The organism is Streptomyces sp. NPDC015532 (genome assembly GCF_043078065.1).
Classification (GTDB): Bacteria; Actinomycetota; Actinomycetes; order Streptomycetales; family Streptomycetaceae; genus Streptomyces.
In genome coordinates this window covers 32673-51479 of record NZ_JBIBSY010000021.1, presented here as the reverse complement: position 1 = coordinate 51479, position 18807 = coordinate 32673, and the positions used below count along the sequence as shown (strand labels likewise).

At 70.9% G+C, this 18807-nt stretch carries 11 protein-coding genes; 4 read left to right on the top strand and 7 right to left on the bottom strand.

Features of this window, described 5'->3' with window-relative positions; all coding sequences use genetic code 11:
• Window positions 1–19 precede the first annotated feature (19 nt).
• Window positions 20–2092: a SpoIIE family protein phosphatase gene (locus ACF07B_RS38730; protein ID WP_392182357.1), complete on the bottom strand. Its 2073-nt coding sequence runs from the start codon at window positions 2090–2092 to the stop codon at window positions 20–22.
• A gap of 248 nt (window positions 2093–2340) precedes the next feature.
• On the opposite strand from ACF07B_RS38730, the gene ACF07B_RS38725 reads away from it, so the two are divergent.
• A complete protein-coding gene (locus tag ACF07B_RS38725; protein ID WP_392182356.1) occupies window positions 2341–4833 on the top strand; it encodes a SpoIIE family protein phosphatase in 2493 nt (830 codons plus the stop codon).
• A gap of 21 nt (window positions 4834–4854) precedes the next feature.
• On the opposite strand, the gene ACF07B_RS38720 is transcribed toward ACF07B_RS38725, so the two are convergent.
• From ACF07B_RS38720 to ACF07B_RS38700, 5 genes are all read right to left on the bottom strand, one after another.
• A complete protein-coding gene (locus tag ACF07B_RS38720; protein WP_392182355.1) occupies window positions 4855–6609 on the bottom strand; it encodes a SulP family inorganic anion transporter in 1755 nt (584 codons plus the stop codon).
• Between the two features lie 51 nt (window positions 6610–6660).
• Complete coding sequence (locus tag ACF07B_RS38715; RefSeq protein ID WP_392182354.1) at window positions 6661–9384, bottom strand: cation-translocating P-type ATPase; 2724 nt, start codon at window positions 9382–9384, stop codon at window positions 6661–6663.
• Window positions 9385–9439: 55 nt separating this feature from the next.
• Window positions 9440–10399, bottom strand: a complete 960-nt coding sequence (locus ACF07B_RS38710) for a polyphosphate kinase 2 family protein (protein ID WP_392182353.1) — start codon at window positions 10397–10399, stop codon at window positions 9440–9442.
• A gap of 41 nt (window positions 10400–10440) precedes the next feature.
• Complete coding sequence (locus ACF07B_RS38705; protein WP_392182352.1) at window positions 10441–10938, bottom strand: three-helix bundle dimerization domain-containing protein; 498 nt, start codon at window positions 10936–10938, stop codon at window positions 10441–10443.
• A 509-nt stretch (window positions 10939–11447) separates the two neighbouring features.
• Complete coding sequence (locus ACF07B_RS38700; protein ID WP_369483145.1) at window positions 11448–11900, bottom strand: phospholipase; 453 nt, start codon at window positions 11898–11900, stop codon at window positions 11448–11450.
• 553 nt (window positions 11901–12453) lie between these two features.
• Between ACF07B_RS38700 and ACF07B_RS38695 the strand changes: the two genes are divergently transcribed.
• Together ACF07B_RS38695 and ACF07B_RS38690 are read left to right on the top strand one after the other, a co-directional pair.
• Window positions 12454–13053: an isochorismatase family protein gene (locus ACF07B_RS38695; protein WP_392182351.1), complete on the top strand. Its 600-nt coding sequence runs from the start codon at window positions 12454–12456 to the stop codon at window positions 13051–13053.
• Between the two features lie 10 nt (window positions 13054–13063).
• Window positions 13064–13975, top strand: coding sequence for a GlxA family transcriptional regulator (locus ACF07B_RS38690; RefSeq protein WP_392182350.1), 912 nt, complete (start codon window positions 13064–13066; stop codon window positions 13973–13975).
• Window positions 13976–13992: 17 nt separating this feature from the next.
• Here the strand turns inward: ACF07B_RS38690 and nhaA are convergent, their stop codons facing one another.
• Window positions 13993–15894: a Na+/H+ antiporter NhaA gene (gene nhaA / locus ACF07B_RS38685; RefSeq protein ID WP_392182349.1), complete on the bottom strand. Its 1902-nt coding sequence runs from the start codon at window positions 15892–15894 to the stop codon at window positions 13993–13995.
• Window positions 15895–16123: 229 nt separating this feature from the next.
• Here nhaA and ACF07B_RS38680 point away from each other — a divergent pair, with 229 nt between their 5' ends.
• On the top strand, window positions 16124–18511 hold the full coding sequence (locus ACF07B_RS38680; protein WP_392182348.1) for an ATP-binding cassette domain-containing protein: 2388 nt from the start codon (window positions 16124–16126) through the stop codon (window positions 18509–18511).
• Window positions 18512–18807: the final 296 nt, after the last annotated feature.

Sequence of the window (18807 nt, the reverse complement as noted above, 5' to 3'; positions counted from 1 at the left end):
ACGGGCTCCTTCGCACGGGCTATTTCGCGCGGGCGACGAGCAGGGCGACGTCGTCGTGGTCGTCGGAGTTGCGCAGTCCGTACAGGAGGAGGTCGCAGATCTCCTCCAGCGGCCTGTCCGCTTCGTCGAGGAAGGAGAGCAGGACGTTCAGGCGGTCGTCGATGGGATGCAGCCTGGTCTCGACGAGACCGTCCGTGTAGAGGACGAGCAGATCATTCGGGTTGAGTTCGATCGTGGTGGTCTCGAAGGGGACGCCACCGACGCCGAGGGGGGCGCCCGAGGGCAGGTCCAGCAGTTCGGGGGCGGCGCCGGAGCGCGCCAGCGCGGGCGGCATGTGTCCGGCGTTGGCGATGCGGCACCGCTTGCTGTGGGGGTCGTACACGGCGTAGATGCACGTCACGATGTAGTGCTCCAGATCGCACGTGATCTTGTCGAGGTGCTGGAGCACCTCGCCGGGGTCGAGGTCGAGGTCGGCGTAGGCGCAGGTGGCGGTGCGCAGCCGGCCCATGGTGGCGGCGGCGTCGATTCCGTTGCCCATGACGTCGCCCACGACCAGCGCGGTCCGGTCGTCGGCCAGCGGTATCACGTCGTACCAGTCGCCGCCGACCTCGCTGGTGGCCTGCGCCGGCTGATAGCGGGACGCGACCTCCAGACCGGTGAGATGCGGTGGATGCTCGGGCAGCAGGCTGCGCTGGAGCGTGACGGCGGTGTTGCGCACGCTCTGGAACCAGCGGGCGTTGTCGATGGCCACGGCGGCGCGGGTGGCCAGCTCACCGGCGAGCACCACGTCGTCCTCGTCGAAGGGGAGCGGATTGCGGGTGCGCTTGAGATCGAGGGCGCCGAGCACCTCGCCGTGCGCGATCAGCGGGACCGCGAGGTAGGAGTGGACGCCGGCCTGTGCCAGCAGGGCCGTGCCCTCGGCGTCGCGGGCGATGCGCGGCAGATCGCGCTCGCCCACGTGCCGCACCAGGACCGGCCTGCCGGTGTGCACGCACAGGGTCACCAGGCGGTCACCGTCGTACGTCGCCAGGTCGCCGGGAGAGTCGGCGGCGCGCAGGGCCACGGTGGGGTGCGAGGCCTTGAGGGCGAGGGCGCGGAAGAACTCCGGGCCGCTGTCCGGCCTGCGCTTGCGGCGGCAGGCGAGGACGGAGTCGAGAACGTCCACGGCGACCACGTCGGCCAGTTCGGGGGCGGCGATGTCGGCCAGTTCGCGGGCCGTCTGCTCCACCTCCAGGGTCGTGCCGACCCGGGTGGAGGCGCTGGCGACGAGCGCGAGACGACGCCGCGCGCGGTCGGCCTCGGCGGCCGCGCGATGGCGTTCGGTGACGTCGACGACCGAGGCGGCCGCGCCCAGGATGCGTCCGCCCGGGTCCTCCAGCCGGTAGAAGGAGAGGGACCAGGCGTGTTCGTGGTCGGGATCGGAGGGCGGGCGGCCCACGTGGTACTGGTCGAGCAGCGGTGTGCCGGTGGTGAGCACCTGACGCAGCGCCGACTCGACGGTGTCCACGTCGGGGAACGGCAGCGTCTCCCGCAGATGACGGCCGACATGGTCCTCGGCGGGGATGCCGTCGATCCGTTCCAGCGCCGGGTTGACCATGAGATACCGCAGGTCGGGGTCCATCAGGGCCAGCCCGATGGGTGACTGGTTGATCAGCTGCTCGCACAGGGCCAGGTCGGTCTCGACGCGCTGGAGCAACGTGTGGTCGGCCGCGATGCCCAGGGCGTAGACGTCCCCGAGATCGTCCAGGAGCCGCATGTTGCGGAACTCCATGAGGCGGGTGCTGCCGTCCTTGTGCCGGATGGGGAACGCGCCCGCCCAGCTGCGTCCCGTCTCCAGGACATCGGCGAACAGTTCGCTGACGGACTGCATGTGCTCGGGGTGGATGATCAGGCGCGCCGCGTACTTGCCGAGGGCCTCCTCCGCCGTGTACCCGATCAGCTCCTCGGCCTGCGGGGTCCAGAACACGATGCGTCCGTCGGCGTCGAGGACCAGCGCGCCCACGTTCAGGACGTCCAGCAGGCCGGTCGGCCGGGACCGCCCGGGTTGTTCGGGACCGCCCGCACCGTCGGACTGCGTGGACTCGGCTGTCATCCCTGGCCCTCCTCCACCGGCCGGCGTGATGTGCCGGGCTCCGTGGCCGAGGCCGGGCACGTGTGTGCCGACTCCGGCCCTTCCATGCTGCGCCCTGCCCCCGGCCTTGCCCACTCCAGAGCCGTCCATTGGCATGTTCAAGCCGAGACTTCGGGGCCGTGTGACGCCGTGCCGGAGGGCGATCGGCCGGTGGGCCTGCACATCCGGCGGACAAGCAGGAACATGGTCGTGTAGAGGATGAGAGCTTCATGGTTTCTTCGCAGGAAGGTTCCGGCGCGCCCGTGTCCGAAGGACCGGGCGATCCCCTTGACGCGTCCTCCGACGCGGCGGCGGTGGTGTCCGGCGAGGGGCTGGTGACGGCCTGGACCAAGGGGGCCGAAGCCCTGCTCGGCCATCCGGCGGCCGAGATGGTCGGCTCCTCGGCCGCGCGTCTGCTCGCCCTGCCCAGGGACCCCTCACGGGTGGCGGCGGTCGCGGAGCGCTGCCGCGGCGGAACGGGCTGGAGCGGACACATCCCCCTGCGGCACCGCGACGGCCGGCGGGTCGACGCCGACCTGCGCGTCTCCGCGTCGTTCCAGATGGGCGGGAACGAGTGCTTCCTGATCTCGGCACGGGACCGCAGACGGCCGTGGACCGTGGGCCCGGCCTTCCTCGACGGGTTCCTGACCCGGTCGCCGGTCGGCATGGCGGTGCTCGATCTGCAACTGCGCTACGTCTGGATGAACGACACCCTGGAACACCTGGGCGGTGTGCCCCGCGGGCAGCGGCTCGGACGGCGGCTGACCGAACTGCTGCCGGGGCTCCAGGCGGAGACCATCGAGGGACTGATGCGCAAGGTCCTGGCGACCGGCGAGCCGATGATCGACTACGAGTACCTGGGATGGAGCTGGGCCGACCCCCACCGCCGGCACGCCTACTCCTCCTCCTTCTTCCCGCTCCTCGCCGCCGACAAGTCCTACACCGGCGTCTGCTACACCGTCCTGGACGTCACCGACCGATGGAACGCCCGGCAGATCCTGTCGCTGGTCAACGAAGCCGGGACCACCATCGGCGGGACCCTCGACGTCATGCGCACGGCCCAGGAGATCGCCGACTTCGCCGTTCCGCGGTTCGCCGACTTCGTCATCGTCGACCTCCTGGAATCCGTCCTCAGCACCGAGGGCCACGGAGCCTGGCTGTCGGACGCGGGACCCGCTCCCGTCAAGCCGATGATGCGGCGCGCGGGCATGAGCTCGGTGCGGGAGGGATGCCCGGAGGCCGTGGCCCGGATCGGCGACCGGGCGGACTTCCTGCCGCCGCCCCACGACGTGCACCTGCTCACCAGCAGCGAGCCCGTCCTCATCCAGGTCCTCGACCCGGACGACGACCTGTGGATCGCCGAGGAGCCCGAGAGGGCGGCCAGCATCCGCCGGTACGGGCTGCACTCCCTCATCTCCGTGCCGATGCGGGCGCGCAACACCGCCCTCGGACTCACCACGTTCCTGCGCTCGCTCAATCCGGTCTCGTTCCAGCCCGACGACGTCCTGCTGGCACGCGAGGTGGTGGCCCGCGCGGCCCTGTGCGTCGACAACGCCCGCCGCTACACCCGCGAACACACGGCGGCGGTCACCCTTCAGCGCAGTCTGCTGCCCCACGCCCTGTCGGGGGGAACAGCCCTCGAAGTGGCTTCCTCCTATCTGCCGGCGGACCCGAGCGGCGGGGTCGGCGGCGACTGGTTCGACGTCATCCCGCTGTCCGGCGCCCGGGTCGGCCTGGTCGTCGGCGACGTGGTCGGCCACGGCATCACGGCGGCGGCCACCATGGGCCGGCTGCGCACCGCGGTGCAGACCCTCGCCGACATGGAGCTGCCCCCCGACGAACTGCTGGCACACCTCGACGACCTCGTGCTCCGGCTCAGCGAGGAACGCGGCCAGGAACAGCGCGCCGACCTGAGCACCAGCGAACAGGACGCCGACCGGAACACCACCGCGTCCTTCCTCGGAGCGACCTGCCTCTACGCCGTCTACGATCCCGTCACCAGGCGCTGCACGATGGCCCGGGCCGGACATCCGCCCCCCGTGTTCGTCGCCCCCGACGGGGGCGTCTCCTTTCCCGAGCTGCCCGCCGGTCCACCGCTCGGCCTCGGCGGGATGGCCTTCGAGAGCCGGGAGATCGAGCTCGACGAGAACAGCCTGATCGGCCTGTTCACCGACGGCCTCGTGGCGGGCGCGCACTACGACATGGAGCTCGGTATGGCGCAGCTCGGAGAGCTGCTCGCCCGGCCCGATCCCGACCTCGAAGCGCTGTGCTCGTCCGCGGTGCGGCACCTCGTGCCCGTACCGCAGCCCGATGACATCGCCCTGCTCCTGGCCCGCACCCACGCCCTGGGGGACGACCATGTCGTCTCGTGGGAGGTGCCGGTGGACCCGGCCGCCGTCTCCGAGATGCGGGCCCGCGCCACCCACGCCATCGAGGCGTGGGGCCTCGGGGAACTGACCATGACCACCGAGCTCATCGTGAGCGAACTCGTCACCAACGCGATCCGCTACGGCGTCCCGCCCATCCGGCTGCGGCTGCTCTGCGACACCCGGCTGACCTGTGAGGTCTCCGACGCCAGCAGTACCGCCCCGCGGCTCAGACACGCCCGGAGCACCGACGAGGGCGGCCGGGGCCTGTTCCTGGTGGCCCAGCTCTCCCACCGCTGGGGTGCCCGTTACACGGCGGAGGGAAAGATCATCTGGGCCGAACAGGAGATCCCCTGAGGACTCCCGGCCCGCCGGGGCCTAGAGCTGGGGACCACCGTCCTCGTCGCCCGGATCAACGCCGTGGGCTTGGCACCAGGAACGGTAGGCGGCGACCGCCGTCGGCAGGGTGGGGAACATCCGCTCCTCGCCCACGGACGCGCTCAGCCCGTAGGCGTCCAGATCGTCGCGCAGATCCTGCTTGACCCGGGCCATCGCGAACTCGACGCCCCGCTGCCCGAGTTCCCGGCGCAGCTCGTCCAGCGAGTCCAGGGCGGTGATGTCCACCTCCACATTGGCCTCCGCGTTGAGGACGAACCACCTGACGGGGACCTCCTGTTCGGCCACCGCGACGAGGGCGCTGCGCCGGAAGTCCTCCGCGTTCGCGAAGAACAGCGGGGAGTCGTAGCGGTAGACCAGCAGACCCGGGATCACCCGGGCCTCGGGGAAGTCGTCGACGTCGTGCATGCCCGCGAGGCCCGGCACCAGCCCCTGGACCGCGTCGTGCGGGCGCGCCACCCTGCTCAGCAGCTCGGCCACCGACAGACCCACGGCCACCAGCACCCCGTAGAGGATGTCGAGAGCGAGGACGCCGACGAGACAGCCGAGGGCCAGCAGGAGTTCCCGGAGCCGGAAGCCCGCCAGCCGCCGGAAGCCCGCCAGGTCGATCATCCGGATCGCGGCGTAGACGACCAAGGCGCCGAGGACGGCCGTGGGCGTGTCGGTGAGCAGGGGACTGAGGAACAACAGCACGGCCAGCACGAAGACCCCGGCCGTGAGCCCGTACACCTGGGTGCGCGCGCCCGCGGACTGCGCGAGGGCCGTACGGCTCGCGCTGCTGCTCACCGGGAACCCCTGAAGGGTGCCCGCGCCGAGGTTCGCGGCGCCCAGGGCCAGCAGTTCCTGGTTCGCGTCCATCCCCGTACCGTCGTCGTCGGTCGTGAAGGCACGCGCGGTGAGGATGAAGTCGGTGTACCCCACGAGCAGCACGCCGACCGCGGGCAGCAGCAGCTGGGGCAGGACGTCGAGAGGGGGGAGGTCCGGGCGGGGCAGCCCGGCCGGGATCTCCCCGATCACCGCGAGGCCGTGGTCCTGGAGGCCGAAGGCCGCGACCACGGCCGTACCCGCGACCAGGACCAGCAGCGGCCCCGGGACGCGCCAGCGCCAACGCGTGGCCACGTACAGGACGACCAGCGTCGCCGCGCTGAAGACGACCGTGGCGGGATGGACCTCGTCCAGGTTCCCGAAGAAGGAGGCCAGTTTCGGGAAGAACCCCGAACCGTCCGTCGGCACACCGGTGAGCTTCGTGAGCTGATCCACCATCATGATCAGTGCCACGCCCGCCAGATACCCGATCAGCACGGGCCGGGAGAGCAGATCGGCCACGAAGCCCAGCCGCGCCGCCCAGGCCACCAGACACATCAGCCCCACGGCGACCGCGAGCGCCGAGGCCAGCACCGCGTACCGCTGCGGATCGCCGCCGGCGAGCGGTCCCACGACCGTCGCGGTCATCAGCGCCGTCGTCGACTCGGGCCCCACCGACAGAAGCCGGGACGAACCCACGAGGGCGTAGAGCACGATGGCGGGCAGGATCGCCCACAGACCCACGACGGGCGGCAGCCCCGCGACACTGGCGTACGCCATCACCTGCGGCACCAGATAGGCCGCCACCGTCACCCCGGCCAGCAGGTCTCCGCGCAGCCGACTCCGCCGGTAGTGCCTGAGCACCGGGAGACCGGGCAGCACCGGAACAGGGGGGCGCCACCCTCCGCTCGGGGTGCCGTGATGCTTCGACACGGGCCAGTCCTTCGGATCGCGCCGGCGGGCTCATGGACAGGGCCCGCGTGGTCACTCGGTGCGCCGCGCCCTGCGGGCCAGGAGCTTACCCACCTCCCACACGACCAGGAACGCGACGGCGGACAGCAGGGCCCAGCCGAACTGGCGCAGGTCGATCTCCGTGGTGCCGAGGATGCGGCGGAACCCGTCCATCTGCGTCACCAGGACCGCGAGGACGAACTGCGCCAGTGCCGTCCAGTTCATCTGCTTGCTGTCGAAGGTGCTCGGCGTCAGCACCGAGTCCGTCTCGCTGCGGCATTCGAAGGCGGCCACGATCAGACACAGCGCGAACGCGGTGAACGCGATCGAACTGCCGATCTGGAGGCTGTCGTAACGGATTTCGCCCAGCTTGATCAGCCCGAGCAGGATCAGGGTGATCGCCAGCCCGCTGAGCCCGACCGTCACCATCACGGGCCGGGTCAGCACCGACTCGCCCCGGGGGCGCGGCCTGCGCCGCATGAGCCCCGCGCTCTCCTTGTCGAAGCCCAGCGCGAAGCCGAACGAGGCGTTGACGACGAAGTGGATCCACAGCACCTGCGGCGGGGTGAAGGGTTCACCGGCCGCGATGTTGAAAATCGTCGCCCCGAGGAAGGTCAGGACGAACGTGACCAGCAACAGCAGCACGAAGCGGATGTACTTGGTGAGGTTGTCGTAGAGCTTGCGGCCCTGTTCCACCGCGTAGACGATCGTCGTGAAGTTGTCGTCGGACAGGATCATCCGTGCCGCGTTCTTCGCCACGTCCGTACCGCTGCCCATGGCGATGCCGATGTCGGCGGACTTGATCGCGGGGGCGTCGTTGACTCCGTCGCCGGTCATCGCGACGACGGCACCCGTCTTCTTGAGCGTGTCCGCGAGCATCACCTTGTGTTCGGGGGCGACCCGCCCCACCACACCGATGCCGTCGATCCGGGCCAGTCGCTCGCTCTCCGGCAGCGCGGCGAAGTCGGCCCCGAGGACGGCCTCGCCGGGAATCCCGAGCTGACGGGCGATGGCGGCGCCCGTGGTCACGTCGTCCCCGGTCACCATGCGGACCCGGATGTGAGCCGCCTGGGCACTGGCCACGGCCGCCTTGGACTCCTCACGCGGCGGGTCGACCATCCCGACCAGACTCGTCATCCGCAGCTCGGTGACGTAATCGAGCAGGTCGCCGCCGGGATCGAAGTCGGCCGGGTCCAGGTCCCGGGTGGCCGCCGCCATCACCCGGCGTCCCTCCCCGCCCATGCGCTCGCCCTGCTGGTCGGCGCGCCGGGCGAGCTCCTCGTCCCACGGGACGGTCGCGCCGTCCGACAGCGCGGTCGTCGCGCGGGCCGTCACCGCCGGAGCCGCGCCCTTGACGAAGCAGCGCACCACGGGACGCCCGGCCGCGTCCGTCGTGGAGTTGAAGGTGGCCATGAGCTTGTAGCCGGGGTCGAAGGGCAGCGTGGCGAGCCGGGGGAGCCGCTCGCGGGTGGCCTCGATGTCCAGCCCGGCCTTGTGGGCCAGCACCAGGAACGCGCCCTCGGTGGGATCGCCCACGACCTCGCCGTCCACCAGCTTGCCGTCGTTCGCCACGAGGTACGGCAGGATCGCCTCCTCGATGCCCGCGGAGGAGCCCGCGGCATGGTGGATCCTGCCTTCGAGGCCGTACCCCGTGCCCGAGACGGTGTAGCGGTCGGCGGGCGTCACCACCTCGACCGCCGTCATCTGGTTCATGGTCAGGGTGCCGGTCTTGTCCGAGTTGATCGCCGACGTGAATGCCAGGGTCTCCACGGACGGGAGCTCCTTCACGATCGCGTTGCGCTTCGCCAGATTGAGGCTGCCGACGGACAGGATCGCCTGGGTCACCGTGGGCAGGGCCTCGGGAATGGCGGCGATGGCCAGCGAGACCGCGCTGACGAACAGGGCGTCCCACGCCTGGTCGCGGCTGCGCCCCAGCGCGAACATCACGATCATGGTCAGGCCCGCAGCGGCCGTGATCCACAGGGTCAGCGTGTCGAGTTCCTTGGTGAGGGGCGCCTCCTCCTTCTCGGTCGCCGACAGCATCTCCGAGATCTTGCCCAGCTCGGTGCCCTCACCCGTCCCGGTGACGATCACGAGACCGCTGCCGTGGGTGACCGGGGTGTGCATGAACGCCATGTTCGACTGGTCCCCCGGCCCCAGCATGACCTTCGGCAGGGTCGTGGCGTCCTTCGACGCGGGAACGCTCTCACCGGTGAGGGCCGACTCGTCGATCTGGAGCGCGTGAGCCTCGATGATCCGCCCGTCCGCCGGAACCTGGTCCCCGGCGGAGATGTGCAGGACATCGCCGACGACCACCCGCTCCGCCGGGATCTCCGACTCGGTCCCGTCACGCCTCACCCGGGCCGTCGCCGTGAGCATGGACTGGAGCGCGTTCATCGCGCTCTCGGCCTTTCCCTCCTGCCGCAGCCCCACGATCGCGTTCAGCAGGGTCAGCAGGATGAGCAGGATGGCCGTGCTCCACTCGGCGATCGCCAGCGAGACGACAGCGGCCACCACGAGGACGATCTGCATGTAGCTGCGGTACTGCTCGGCGAACCGCAGCCACGGCGGCTTCGCCTTCTCCTCCGGCAGCGCGTTCGGCCCGTTCTCGGCCAGCAGTTCGGCGACCCGGGCGGCGCTGAGTCCGGACGCGGGGTCGACACCGAAGGCCGACGCGACGTCCTGTGGATCACGCGCGTACCAGAGCTCCGGAGCGACGCGCTCCGGAGCCTTCGGGCCGCTCGACTGCATCGCCATCTCAGCACTCCGATCTGGATCCGGTCCGCCGTCCCTGCCCCGGGGAGGTCAGGGCTCACTTCCGCTGATGCTTGCCGGTCCGATGACGGGCCGCGTACGGATCGGCCGGCGCACCCCTGGGAGCGTCGGCCTCCAGTTCCCGCCTCGCGGCCCGGAGATCCTCGCGGGCCTCCTTGCCGACCACCGGGTAGGCGGGGTCGATGTCCATGAGCGTGTGCACCAGTACCGCCGCCGTGGCGATCCGCGCGAACCACTTACGGTCCGCGGGGACGACGTACCAGGGCGCCCACGGCGTGCTGGTACGCGAGAGCATCTCGGAGAACGCCCGCTGGTAGTCGTCCCACCGCCGGCGCTCCCGGACATCGGCGGCGGAGAACTTCCAGTTCCGTTCCGGCACGTCGAGCCGCTTCATGAAGCGGGTGCGCTGCTCCTCCTTGGACAGGTTCAGGAAGATCTTCACGACCTTGAACCCGTTGTCGGTGAGGTAGCGCTCCCAGTCGTTGACGGCCCGGTAGCGGCGGTCCCAGATGTCCGGCCCGCGCGCGTCCGGCGGCAGCCGCTGCCGGTCGAGGACCTCCGGATGGACCCGGACGACCAGCACCTCCTCGTAGTGCGAACGGTTGAAGATCGCGATGTCGCCGCGGGCGGGCAGCTTGGCGGCGTACCGCCACAGGTAGTCGTGGTCCAGCTCCTCGGTGGAGGGCTGTTTGAAGCTGCTGACCTTGACGCCCTGCGGGTTCACCCCGCTCATGACGTGCCGGATCGTGCCGTCCTTGCCCCCGGCGTCGAGAGCCTGGAGACAGAGCAGGACGCCGTACGTGTCCTGGGCCGCCAGCCGTTCCTGGTACTCGGCGAGCAGGGACACGCCCGTGCGCAGCAGCTCCACCCCCTGCTTCTTCTTCAGGCCGCCCTTGTACCGGGGGTCGAAGTCCTTGCCCAGGTTCACCCGTGACCCCGGCTCGACCCGCAGCGGCTCGATGAGCCGCGCGACGCGTTCGGCCCTGTCATCCGTCATGACGACCCGCCCCTTCTTCTGTCACGGTGAGCACCGCGCGGTCATGGGCCCTCACCGGCACCGCCCAGGTCGGACACGGACGCGGGCCGCAGCCGGGCGGGTATCAGCCGGTCCAGCAGGGGAGAGCGGCGCGGGCGCTCGGCGGACCGCTCCAGCGTCGCCGCGGTCCGCGGGCCCCCGTCACCCGCGTCGCCGACGGCCGCCGGCGCGGGGGCGGCCTCTTCCGTGCCGAGGCCGGCGAGCAGCGCGCGGACCCGGCGCTCGATCAGAATGGGGACGTACGTCCTGACCTTCGCCTGCCGGAAGGACCCGCGGGCCGTCGCGAGAACCTGGTCGACGACGGACGGGTCGACCGAGGGGTACGCGGCCTTCAGGCTCGCGGCCAGACGGCGGAGGGCGACCGTCTCGTCGCGGCGGACGTCCTCGGGGGCCGCCGGGTCCGCTGTCGCGGCGGTGTCGGCGGGCGGGGCGGGAACGCGACTCGCCCCGCGTGATGCTCTGCTCTCGTCGGCCGTGGCTTCCGGTTCGTCCGTCTTCATCGTTCGACCACCCGCGCGCTCGCAAGTCCCGAGCCTCAAGGGGCGGAGACCGCAAGGCCAACGGTCACGATCCGGCTGCCCCGAGACGGCTCGACGGCCGGGTACGAGGCCGTCCCACTCATTCTGAGTCCGCCCGGTCGAAACCGCCTCACGGACGATCCGCCCGCCTCGCCGCGGCCCGTGACAGGCCGGCCGGCCCCACCCGCGGTGGGCTGGGGCGTGCGGTGCGCGCGTGACCGCGCCACCCGACCCGCGCCCACAGCCATGGTGCGCCCCCGCGTGGTCCGGTGGACGCCGCGGGAACGAGGGCATGACTGTGGAGGAGGGGACGGGTGGCACGGGTCGGCCCGGAGCCTTGGCCGGCAGCGGCCGCCATGACGGATCGAGAACCACGATCCATCACCAAGGTTCACACAGAAGGGAGTTGGCCGGAATCACGTCAACGCGGGGGCGGACACATGTCATCAACGGCTCGCATCATGTGTGTTTCCCCGCGTGAGGGCCGGGCGTCAGCCGAAGGCCTTGACCGCCTGGTAGTAGGTCCACGCGGTGCTGTTGCACGTGGTCTTCGTCGCGCCGCTGTAGTTGGCGCAGACTCGCTGCAGATCCGCGTAGAGCATGCTGTCGAGCCGGGACTTGTTGGCATCGAAGGAGCCGGCGGCCTTGTAGTTGCGATAGCCGAAGTCGTGGCGGGCGCATGAGGTGGCGAAGGGGAAGCCGAGGGGGTTGTCCGGCGACGTGGAGCAGTAGTCGGTGGACCAGTCGAAGGCGTACGCCGACCAGGCCGACTGGTTGGCGCGGGCGGCCACCCAGGTGTTGTAGCTCGACGCGGTGGTCTGGGTCCAGTTGGACAGGACTTGGGGCTTGTCGGCGGGGGCGGCGCTAGCGGCTGTAGCGGTCGCCGTGACGGCCACCAGGGCCATGACCGAGGCCGCGAGGCCGGTGGCGAGTCTTTGGTGCATCCCAACACCTCCATGAGGCTGCGACCCGCCCATCGGGCTGCAGGTTCATGACACGAATGATCGGCATCGCGACCCTCCTTGCATAGGGCTTTGACTCCAACAATCAATTAACTCGGGGGAGTTGGGGGGTCATGTTTCATGCCTGCGACCACCATGGCCGACTATGGCTGGATGTGTTACTTGGGGTTAGGGGTGTCCTGATCGGATCCCATTGGCTCCCGACGAACGAGGCGGGGCCGAGGAGGTCGACAGCGTCCTCGCCGTGCTGGACGCCGCCGGGCTCGTCACCGGGAGCCGGGGGGGCGGGAGGTGCGGGGGCATGTCCCCGGCTCGGGGCGGTGGGGGAACCATGTGCCCGGCGCGGCGGGGGAACCATGTCCCCCGTTCTCCCGTGTTCACGTCGGTCCCATGTCCTCGTGCGTTCCTGTCCGTCCCCCTGGTACATGTGGGTGGCGCCCCATGTTCATGTGCCCGCCGGGCGTGACCAGATCGGTCCGCTCCCGGACCCGATGAGGTCTGTCCCCGTGACACGCACCCCGGTCAGAGTGGAGACATGACCCGAGCACTGATCGTCATCGACGTCCAGGAATCCTTCCGTGCCCACCCCCTGTGGGAGACCATCTCCGACCCGAAGATCACCGACCAGGTGGACCGGCTCGTCCGCCTGGCCCGCCGTGCCGGCGACACGGTGGTGTGGGTGCTGCACTCGGAGCCCGGCAGCGGCGGCGTCTTCGACCCCGCCCTCGGCCATGTCCGGCTGATGGACGAGCTCGAGCGCCAGGACGGGGAACCGCTGATCCACAAGACCGCGCACAACGCCTTCACCACCACCAACCTCCAGCAGCTCCTCACCGGACGCGGTGTACGCGAGCTCACGGTCTGCGGTATCCGCACCGAGCAGTGCGTGGAGACCACCGCCCGCCTCGCCAGCGACCTCGGCTACGAGGTCACCTTCGTCTCCGACGCCACCGCCACCAACCCCGTCCCGCACCGTGACGCCCCCGACGGGCAGAGCGTGGCGGAACTGCTGGCGGACCCCCGCACCCTCAGCGCCGAGGACGTCATCGAGCGCACCGAGTACGCCCTGGCCGGGCGCTTCGCCACCATTGCCACGGTCGACGAGCTGGAGACTTCCGCCGCGACTCGGGCATGATGACCGGATCGTGAGCCACATCGTCTTCTTCCTGGTGCCCGGAGTCCATCTGCTGGACCTGGCCGGCCCCGCGCAGGTCTTCTCCACGGCCGGCGACTTCGGGCACCCCTACACCCTCGGCTACGTCGCCGAGCAGCCACAGGTCGTCACCGCCCAGGGGCTGCCCCTGGTGACCCGGACCGACTGGCCCGCACTCGGCCCCGGGGACCTGATCGTCGTGCCCGGCTGGCGCGCGCTCACTCTCGGCGACGGCCCCGCCATCGGTGAGGCGGTCCTGCGGGTCCTGCGGGACCACCACGCTCGGGGCGGCACCGTCGCCAGTGTCTGCGCCGGAGCCGACGCGCTCGGCCGGGCCGGACTGCTCGACGGACGACGGTGCACCACCCACCACGACGTCCAGGACGAACTCGCCCGCCGCTACCCCAGGGCGGCCGTGGTCCGCGACGTCCTCTACACACAGGACGACCGGGTCGTCACCTCGGCGGGCATCGCCAGCGGGATCGATCTCGCCCTGCACCTGATCGCCGCCCGGCACGGCCCGGCGGTCGGCGCGCAGGTGGCCCGGGACATGGTCGTCTACGCACGGCGCAACGGCCACGAACCCCAGGCCAGCGCGATGCTCCGGCACCGGTCCCACCTCGACGACACCGTCCACCGGGCCCAGGACCTGCTCGACGCCCGCTTCGACCGGCCGGTGCTCCTGCCGGAACTGGCCGCGGCCGTCGGCGTCAGCGAACGCACCCTCACCCGCCTGTTCGCCCGCGCGACACAGGGCCTCACACCGCTGCGCTACCAGCAGTCCCTGCGGCTGGAGCGCGCCGAGCACCTCATCAGCCACGGCACCACCGTCGACGCCGCCGCCCGCGCCGTGGGCTTCGAGGACGCCCGCATGCTGCGCCGCCTGCGAGCCCGCGCCGCCTGAACCGGGCCCGGCGGTCCTCAGGACTCCTGGCCCGCACCGGTGAGCGTCGTCCGCTGGCGCGCGGCGCGCACGGCCGCCGTCAACGAGGCGATGTCGTAGGCGCCGTGGTGACGGCGGCCGTTGACGAAGAACGTCGGCGTGCCCGAGACACCGCTGAGATCGGCCGACTCCACGTCCATGGCCACCCGGGCCGCGCCCGCCCCGCTCCTCAGGTCCTCGCGGAAGCGGCCGCTGTCCAGGCCGAGCCGGGCGGCGTACCGGAACAGGTCCTTCGGCCCCAGGTCGCCCTGGTGTCCCATGAGGAGGTCGTGCATCTCCCAGTAGTGGTCCTGGCGGGCCGCGGCCTCGGCGGCCTGCGCGGCGAGCTGGGCGTTGGGGTGCACATCGGTGAGCGGCAGATGACGCCACACATAGCGGACGTCCCCGAAGTCGGCGAGCAGTTCGCGCACCACGGACTCGGCCAGACCGCAGTACGGACACTCGAAGTCCCCGTACTCCACGAGAGTCACCGGCGCGTCGAGCGGCCCGCGCACATGGTCGCGCTCCACGTCGACGGGCTCGCTCAGATCGACGATCGTCCGGCCGGTACCGAGGAGGGCCCGCGCGCGGGAGCGCGCGCCGAGCGTACCGATCACCAGGGTGACGACCCAGGTGAGGAGGAACGAGCCCGCGACCGCGGCCAGAATGCCGATCTTCGCCTGCTCCAGCCGGTCGCCGTCGAAGGCCAGCGACGCGATCAGCAGCGCCACGGTGAAACCCACGCCGGCCAGCGTGCCGCCCGCGGTGATGGCGCCCCAGCCCACGGGCGGGTGCAGCCGTCCCCGGCCGGCGCGCGTGGTGAGCCAGGTGCCGCCGATGATGCCCAGGGGCTTGCCCAGCAGGTAGCCGAAGAAGATGCCGAGAGTGACCGGTGAGGTGAAGGCGTCGGCCAGCTGACCGGCGCTCAGGCTGATGCCGGCGTTGGCCAGGGCGAAGAGCGGCACGATCACGTAACTGGTCCAGGGATGGAACATCTGCTGGAGCCGTTCGTTGGGCGAGAGCGTCGAGGCGAGGCCACGGCGCACCGTGCGCTCCAGCTCCGGGGTCGGCTGTTCGCGAAAACGCCGGAACAGCCGGCTGGCGTGCTCCAGATCGCTGCGCTCGGCCGCGTAGGCGTAGGTCAGCATGCCCATCGCGAGCCCCGTCACCACGGGGTCGACGCCCGACTTCAGGAGCGCCACCCAGATCGCCACGCCCAGTACGCCGTACAGGGACGGAATCCGTGCGCCGATCGTGCGCCGCAGCAGAAGGACGACCGCGAACAGGGCCAGCGCCGTCAGCAGCGCGGGCACCTTGATGGTGTCGCTGTAGGCGAAGACGACCACGGCCAGGGCGAGGAAGTCGTCCACCACGGCGATGGCGAGCATGAAGACCCGAAGACTGCCGGGCAGACGGGAGCCGAAGACGGCGAGCATGCCCAGGGCGAAGGCGGTGTCCGTCGACATGGCGGCACCCCAGCCGTGCGCCGCCGAGCCATGACCCGAGGTGATGGCCAGGTACACGACGACGGGGACGACCATGCCGCAGAGCCCCGCCAGGAGCGGCAGGGTGACCCGGCGCCGCTCGCGCAGCTCGCCCAGGTCGAACTCGCGCCGTGCCTCCAGACCGACGACGAAGAAGAACAGCGTCATCAGTCCGCTGTTCACCCACTCGCGCAGGTCCAGTGACACGCCGCCCGACCCGACGCGGATCGACAGCTCCGTGCTCCACACCGTCTCGTACGTGTCAGGACCGATGTTGGCCCAGGCCAGCGCCAGCAGGGCGGCGGCGAGCAGCACGGCGGCGCTGCCGGTCTCCGTCCGCAGGAACGCGTGCAGCGGACTGCGGGCGCGGTTGCCGCACTGCGTCCGGCCTGACATGGGCGATGTGTCGGAAGGCATGGTCACTCTCCGATTCTCGCCCCGGACCCCGTACTTCCCCAGACGACCGCCCGCCCGACCGGTCAGGATTCGAGAAGCGCCGACGGCCCCGCCTCACCTAGCGTGGCGCGTGGAGGCCGGAGGGAGTCGGCGAAGGCGGACCCGGCGTGCCGCGCGAAGCTGGTTGGATCGAGGCAGGCGATGCCGGCGGAGACCGCGAAGGCGGTTCCGCCCGACAGATGGAGACACGATGAGCAAGGCCACGAGGACGGACCCGCGGCCGTCCGCGCCGCATGGTGCCGACAGCCACGATCTGATCCGTGTGCTCGGCGCGCGCGAGAACAATCTCAAGGACGTCAGCATCGAGATCCCGAAGCGCCGGCTGACGGTGTTCACCGGCGTGTCCGGCTCGGGCAAGAGCTCTCTGGTGTTCAACACGATCGCCGCCGAGTCGCAGCGGCTGATCAACGAGACCTACAGCAGCTTCGTGCAGGGTTTCATGCCCACGCTCGCGCGGCCCGAGGTCGACGTCCTCGAAGGTCTGACCACCGCGATCATCGTCGACCAGCAGCGGATGGGGGCCGACCCGCGGTCCACGGTCGGCACCGCCACCGACGCCAACGCGATGCTGCGCATCCTGTTCAGCAGGCTCGGCAAGCCGCACATCGGGCCGCCCAGCGCGTACGCCTTCAACGTCCCCTCGGTGAGCGCGAGCGGTGCCATCACGGTGGAGCGCGGTGCCAAGAAGGCGGTCAAGGCGACGTTCAACCGCACCGGCGGCATGTGCCCGCGCTGCGAGGGCCGCGGCGCGGTCTCCGACATCGACCTCACCCAGCTCTACGACGACTCCAAATCCCTCAACGAGGGTGCCATCACGATCCCCGGCTACGGCTCGGACGGCTGGAACATGCGGCTCTACAAGGAGTCGGGCTTCGTCGACCCGGACAAGCCGATCAGCAAGTACACCAAGAGGGAGCTGCACGACTTCCTCCATCACGAGCCGACCCGGATGAAGATCGCGGGCATCAACATGACCTACGAGGGGCTGGTCCCGCGGATCCAGAAGTCCATGCTCTCCAAGGACAAGGAGGCGATGCAGCCGCACATCCGGGCGTTCGTGGACCGGGCCGTCACCTTCGCCGCCTGCCCCGAGTGCGAGGGCACGAGGCTCAGCGAGGGCGCCCGTTCGTCGAAGATCAGGCGGATCAGCATCGCCGACGCCTGCGCGATGCAGATCAGCGATCTGGCCGACTGGGTCCGCGGCCTCGACGAGCCCTCGGTCGCGCCCCTGCTCTCCGCGCTCCAGCAGACCCTCGACTCGTTCGTGGAGATCGGCCTCGGCTACCTCGCTCTGAACCGGCCCGCGGGCACGCTGTCCGGCGGCGAGGCGCAGCGCGTCAAGATGATCCGCCACCTCGGCTCCTCGCTCACCGACGTCACCTACGTCTTCGACGAGCCCACGGCGGGCCTGCACCCCCATGACATCCAGCGGATGAACGACCTCCTGCTGCGGCTGCGGGACAAGGGCAACACGGTGCTCGTCGTGGAGCACAAGCCGGAGACCATCGTGATCGCCGACCACATCGTCGACCTCGGCCCCGGAGCCGGTACGGGCGGCGGCTCCGTCTGCTTCGAGGGCACGGTGGAGGAGCTGCGGAAGGGCGACACCGTCACCGGCCGCCACTTCGACGACCGGGCCCAGGTCAAGGAGACCTCGCGCGAGCCCACCGGAACGCTGGAGATCCGTGGCGCGTCGGCGAACAACCTGCGGGACGTGGACGTCGACATCCCGCTCGGAGTGCTGGTCGTCATCACCGGGGTCGCGGGCTCCGGCAAGAGTTCCCTGGTGCACGGGTCGATCCCGGCCGACGAGGGTGTGGTGTCGGTCGACCAGGCACCGATCCGCGGTTCACGGCGGAGCAACCCGGCGACGTACACGGGTCTGCTCGACCCGATCCGCAAGGCCTTCGCGAAGGCCAACGACGTGAAGCCGGCGCTGTTCAGCGCCAACTCCGAGGGTGCCTGCCCCACCTGCAACGGTGCCGGCGTCATCTACACGGACCTGGCCATGATGGCCGGAGTCGCCACCACCTGCGAGGACTGCGAGGGCAAGCGGTTCGACGCCTCGGTCCTGGAGTACCACCTCGGCGGCCGGGACATCAGTGAGGTCCTCGCGATGTCGGTGGACGAGGCCGTGGAGTTCCTCGGCGCCGGTGAGGCGCACACGCCGGCCGCGCAGCGGATCCTCGCGCGGCTCGCCGACGTCGGACTCGGCTATCTCACCCTCGGCCAGCCGCTCACCACCCTGTCCGGCGGCGAGCGGCAGCGGCTCAAGCTCGCCACGCACATGGCGGACAAGGGCGGCGTGTACGTCCTCGACGAGCCGACCACAGGCCTGCACCTGGCCGACGTGGAGCAGTTGCTCGGACTGCTCGACCGGATCGTCGACTCGGGCAAGTCGGTCATCGTCGTCGAGCACCACCAGGCGGTCATGGCACACGCCGACTGGATCATCGACCTCGGCCCGGGAGCCGGTCACGACGGCGGCCGGCTCGTGTTCGAGGGCACCCCGGCCGACCTCGTCGCCGCCCGCGCCACCCTCACCGGCGAACACCTGGCGGCATACGTCGGCGCCTGACGCACTCCGCACCGACGCGTGGGACGAGCTCCGGCAGCGGCCGGGACTCGTCCCATGCGGTCGACGGTCAGGGACGTTCCACGGCTGTGTCGATGGTGGTCCGATGGGCGCCGGAGGCCGAACGGCACCTGCGGCGACCGCGGGTGGCAGCCCGTCCGGCCGGGGAGGCGCGGAGCCGGGAGCGTGTAGGTCCGGCCGGGGAGGCGCGGAGCCGGGAGCGTGCCGGTCCGGTCGTGACGGGCGCGACCGGCCCCGGCGGCTCCGCGCGCGCCCGGCCCGGATCGCACCTACGGTTG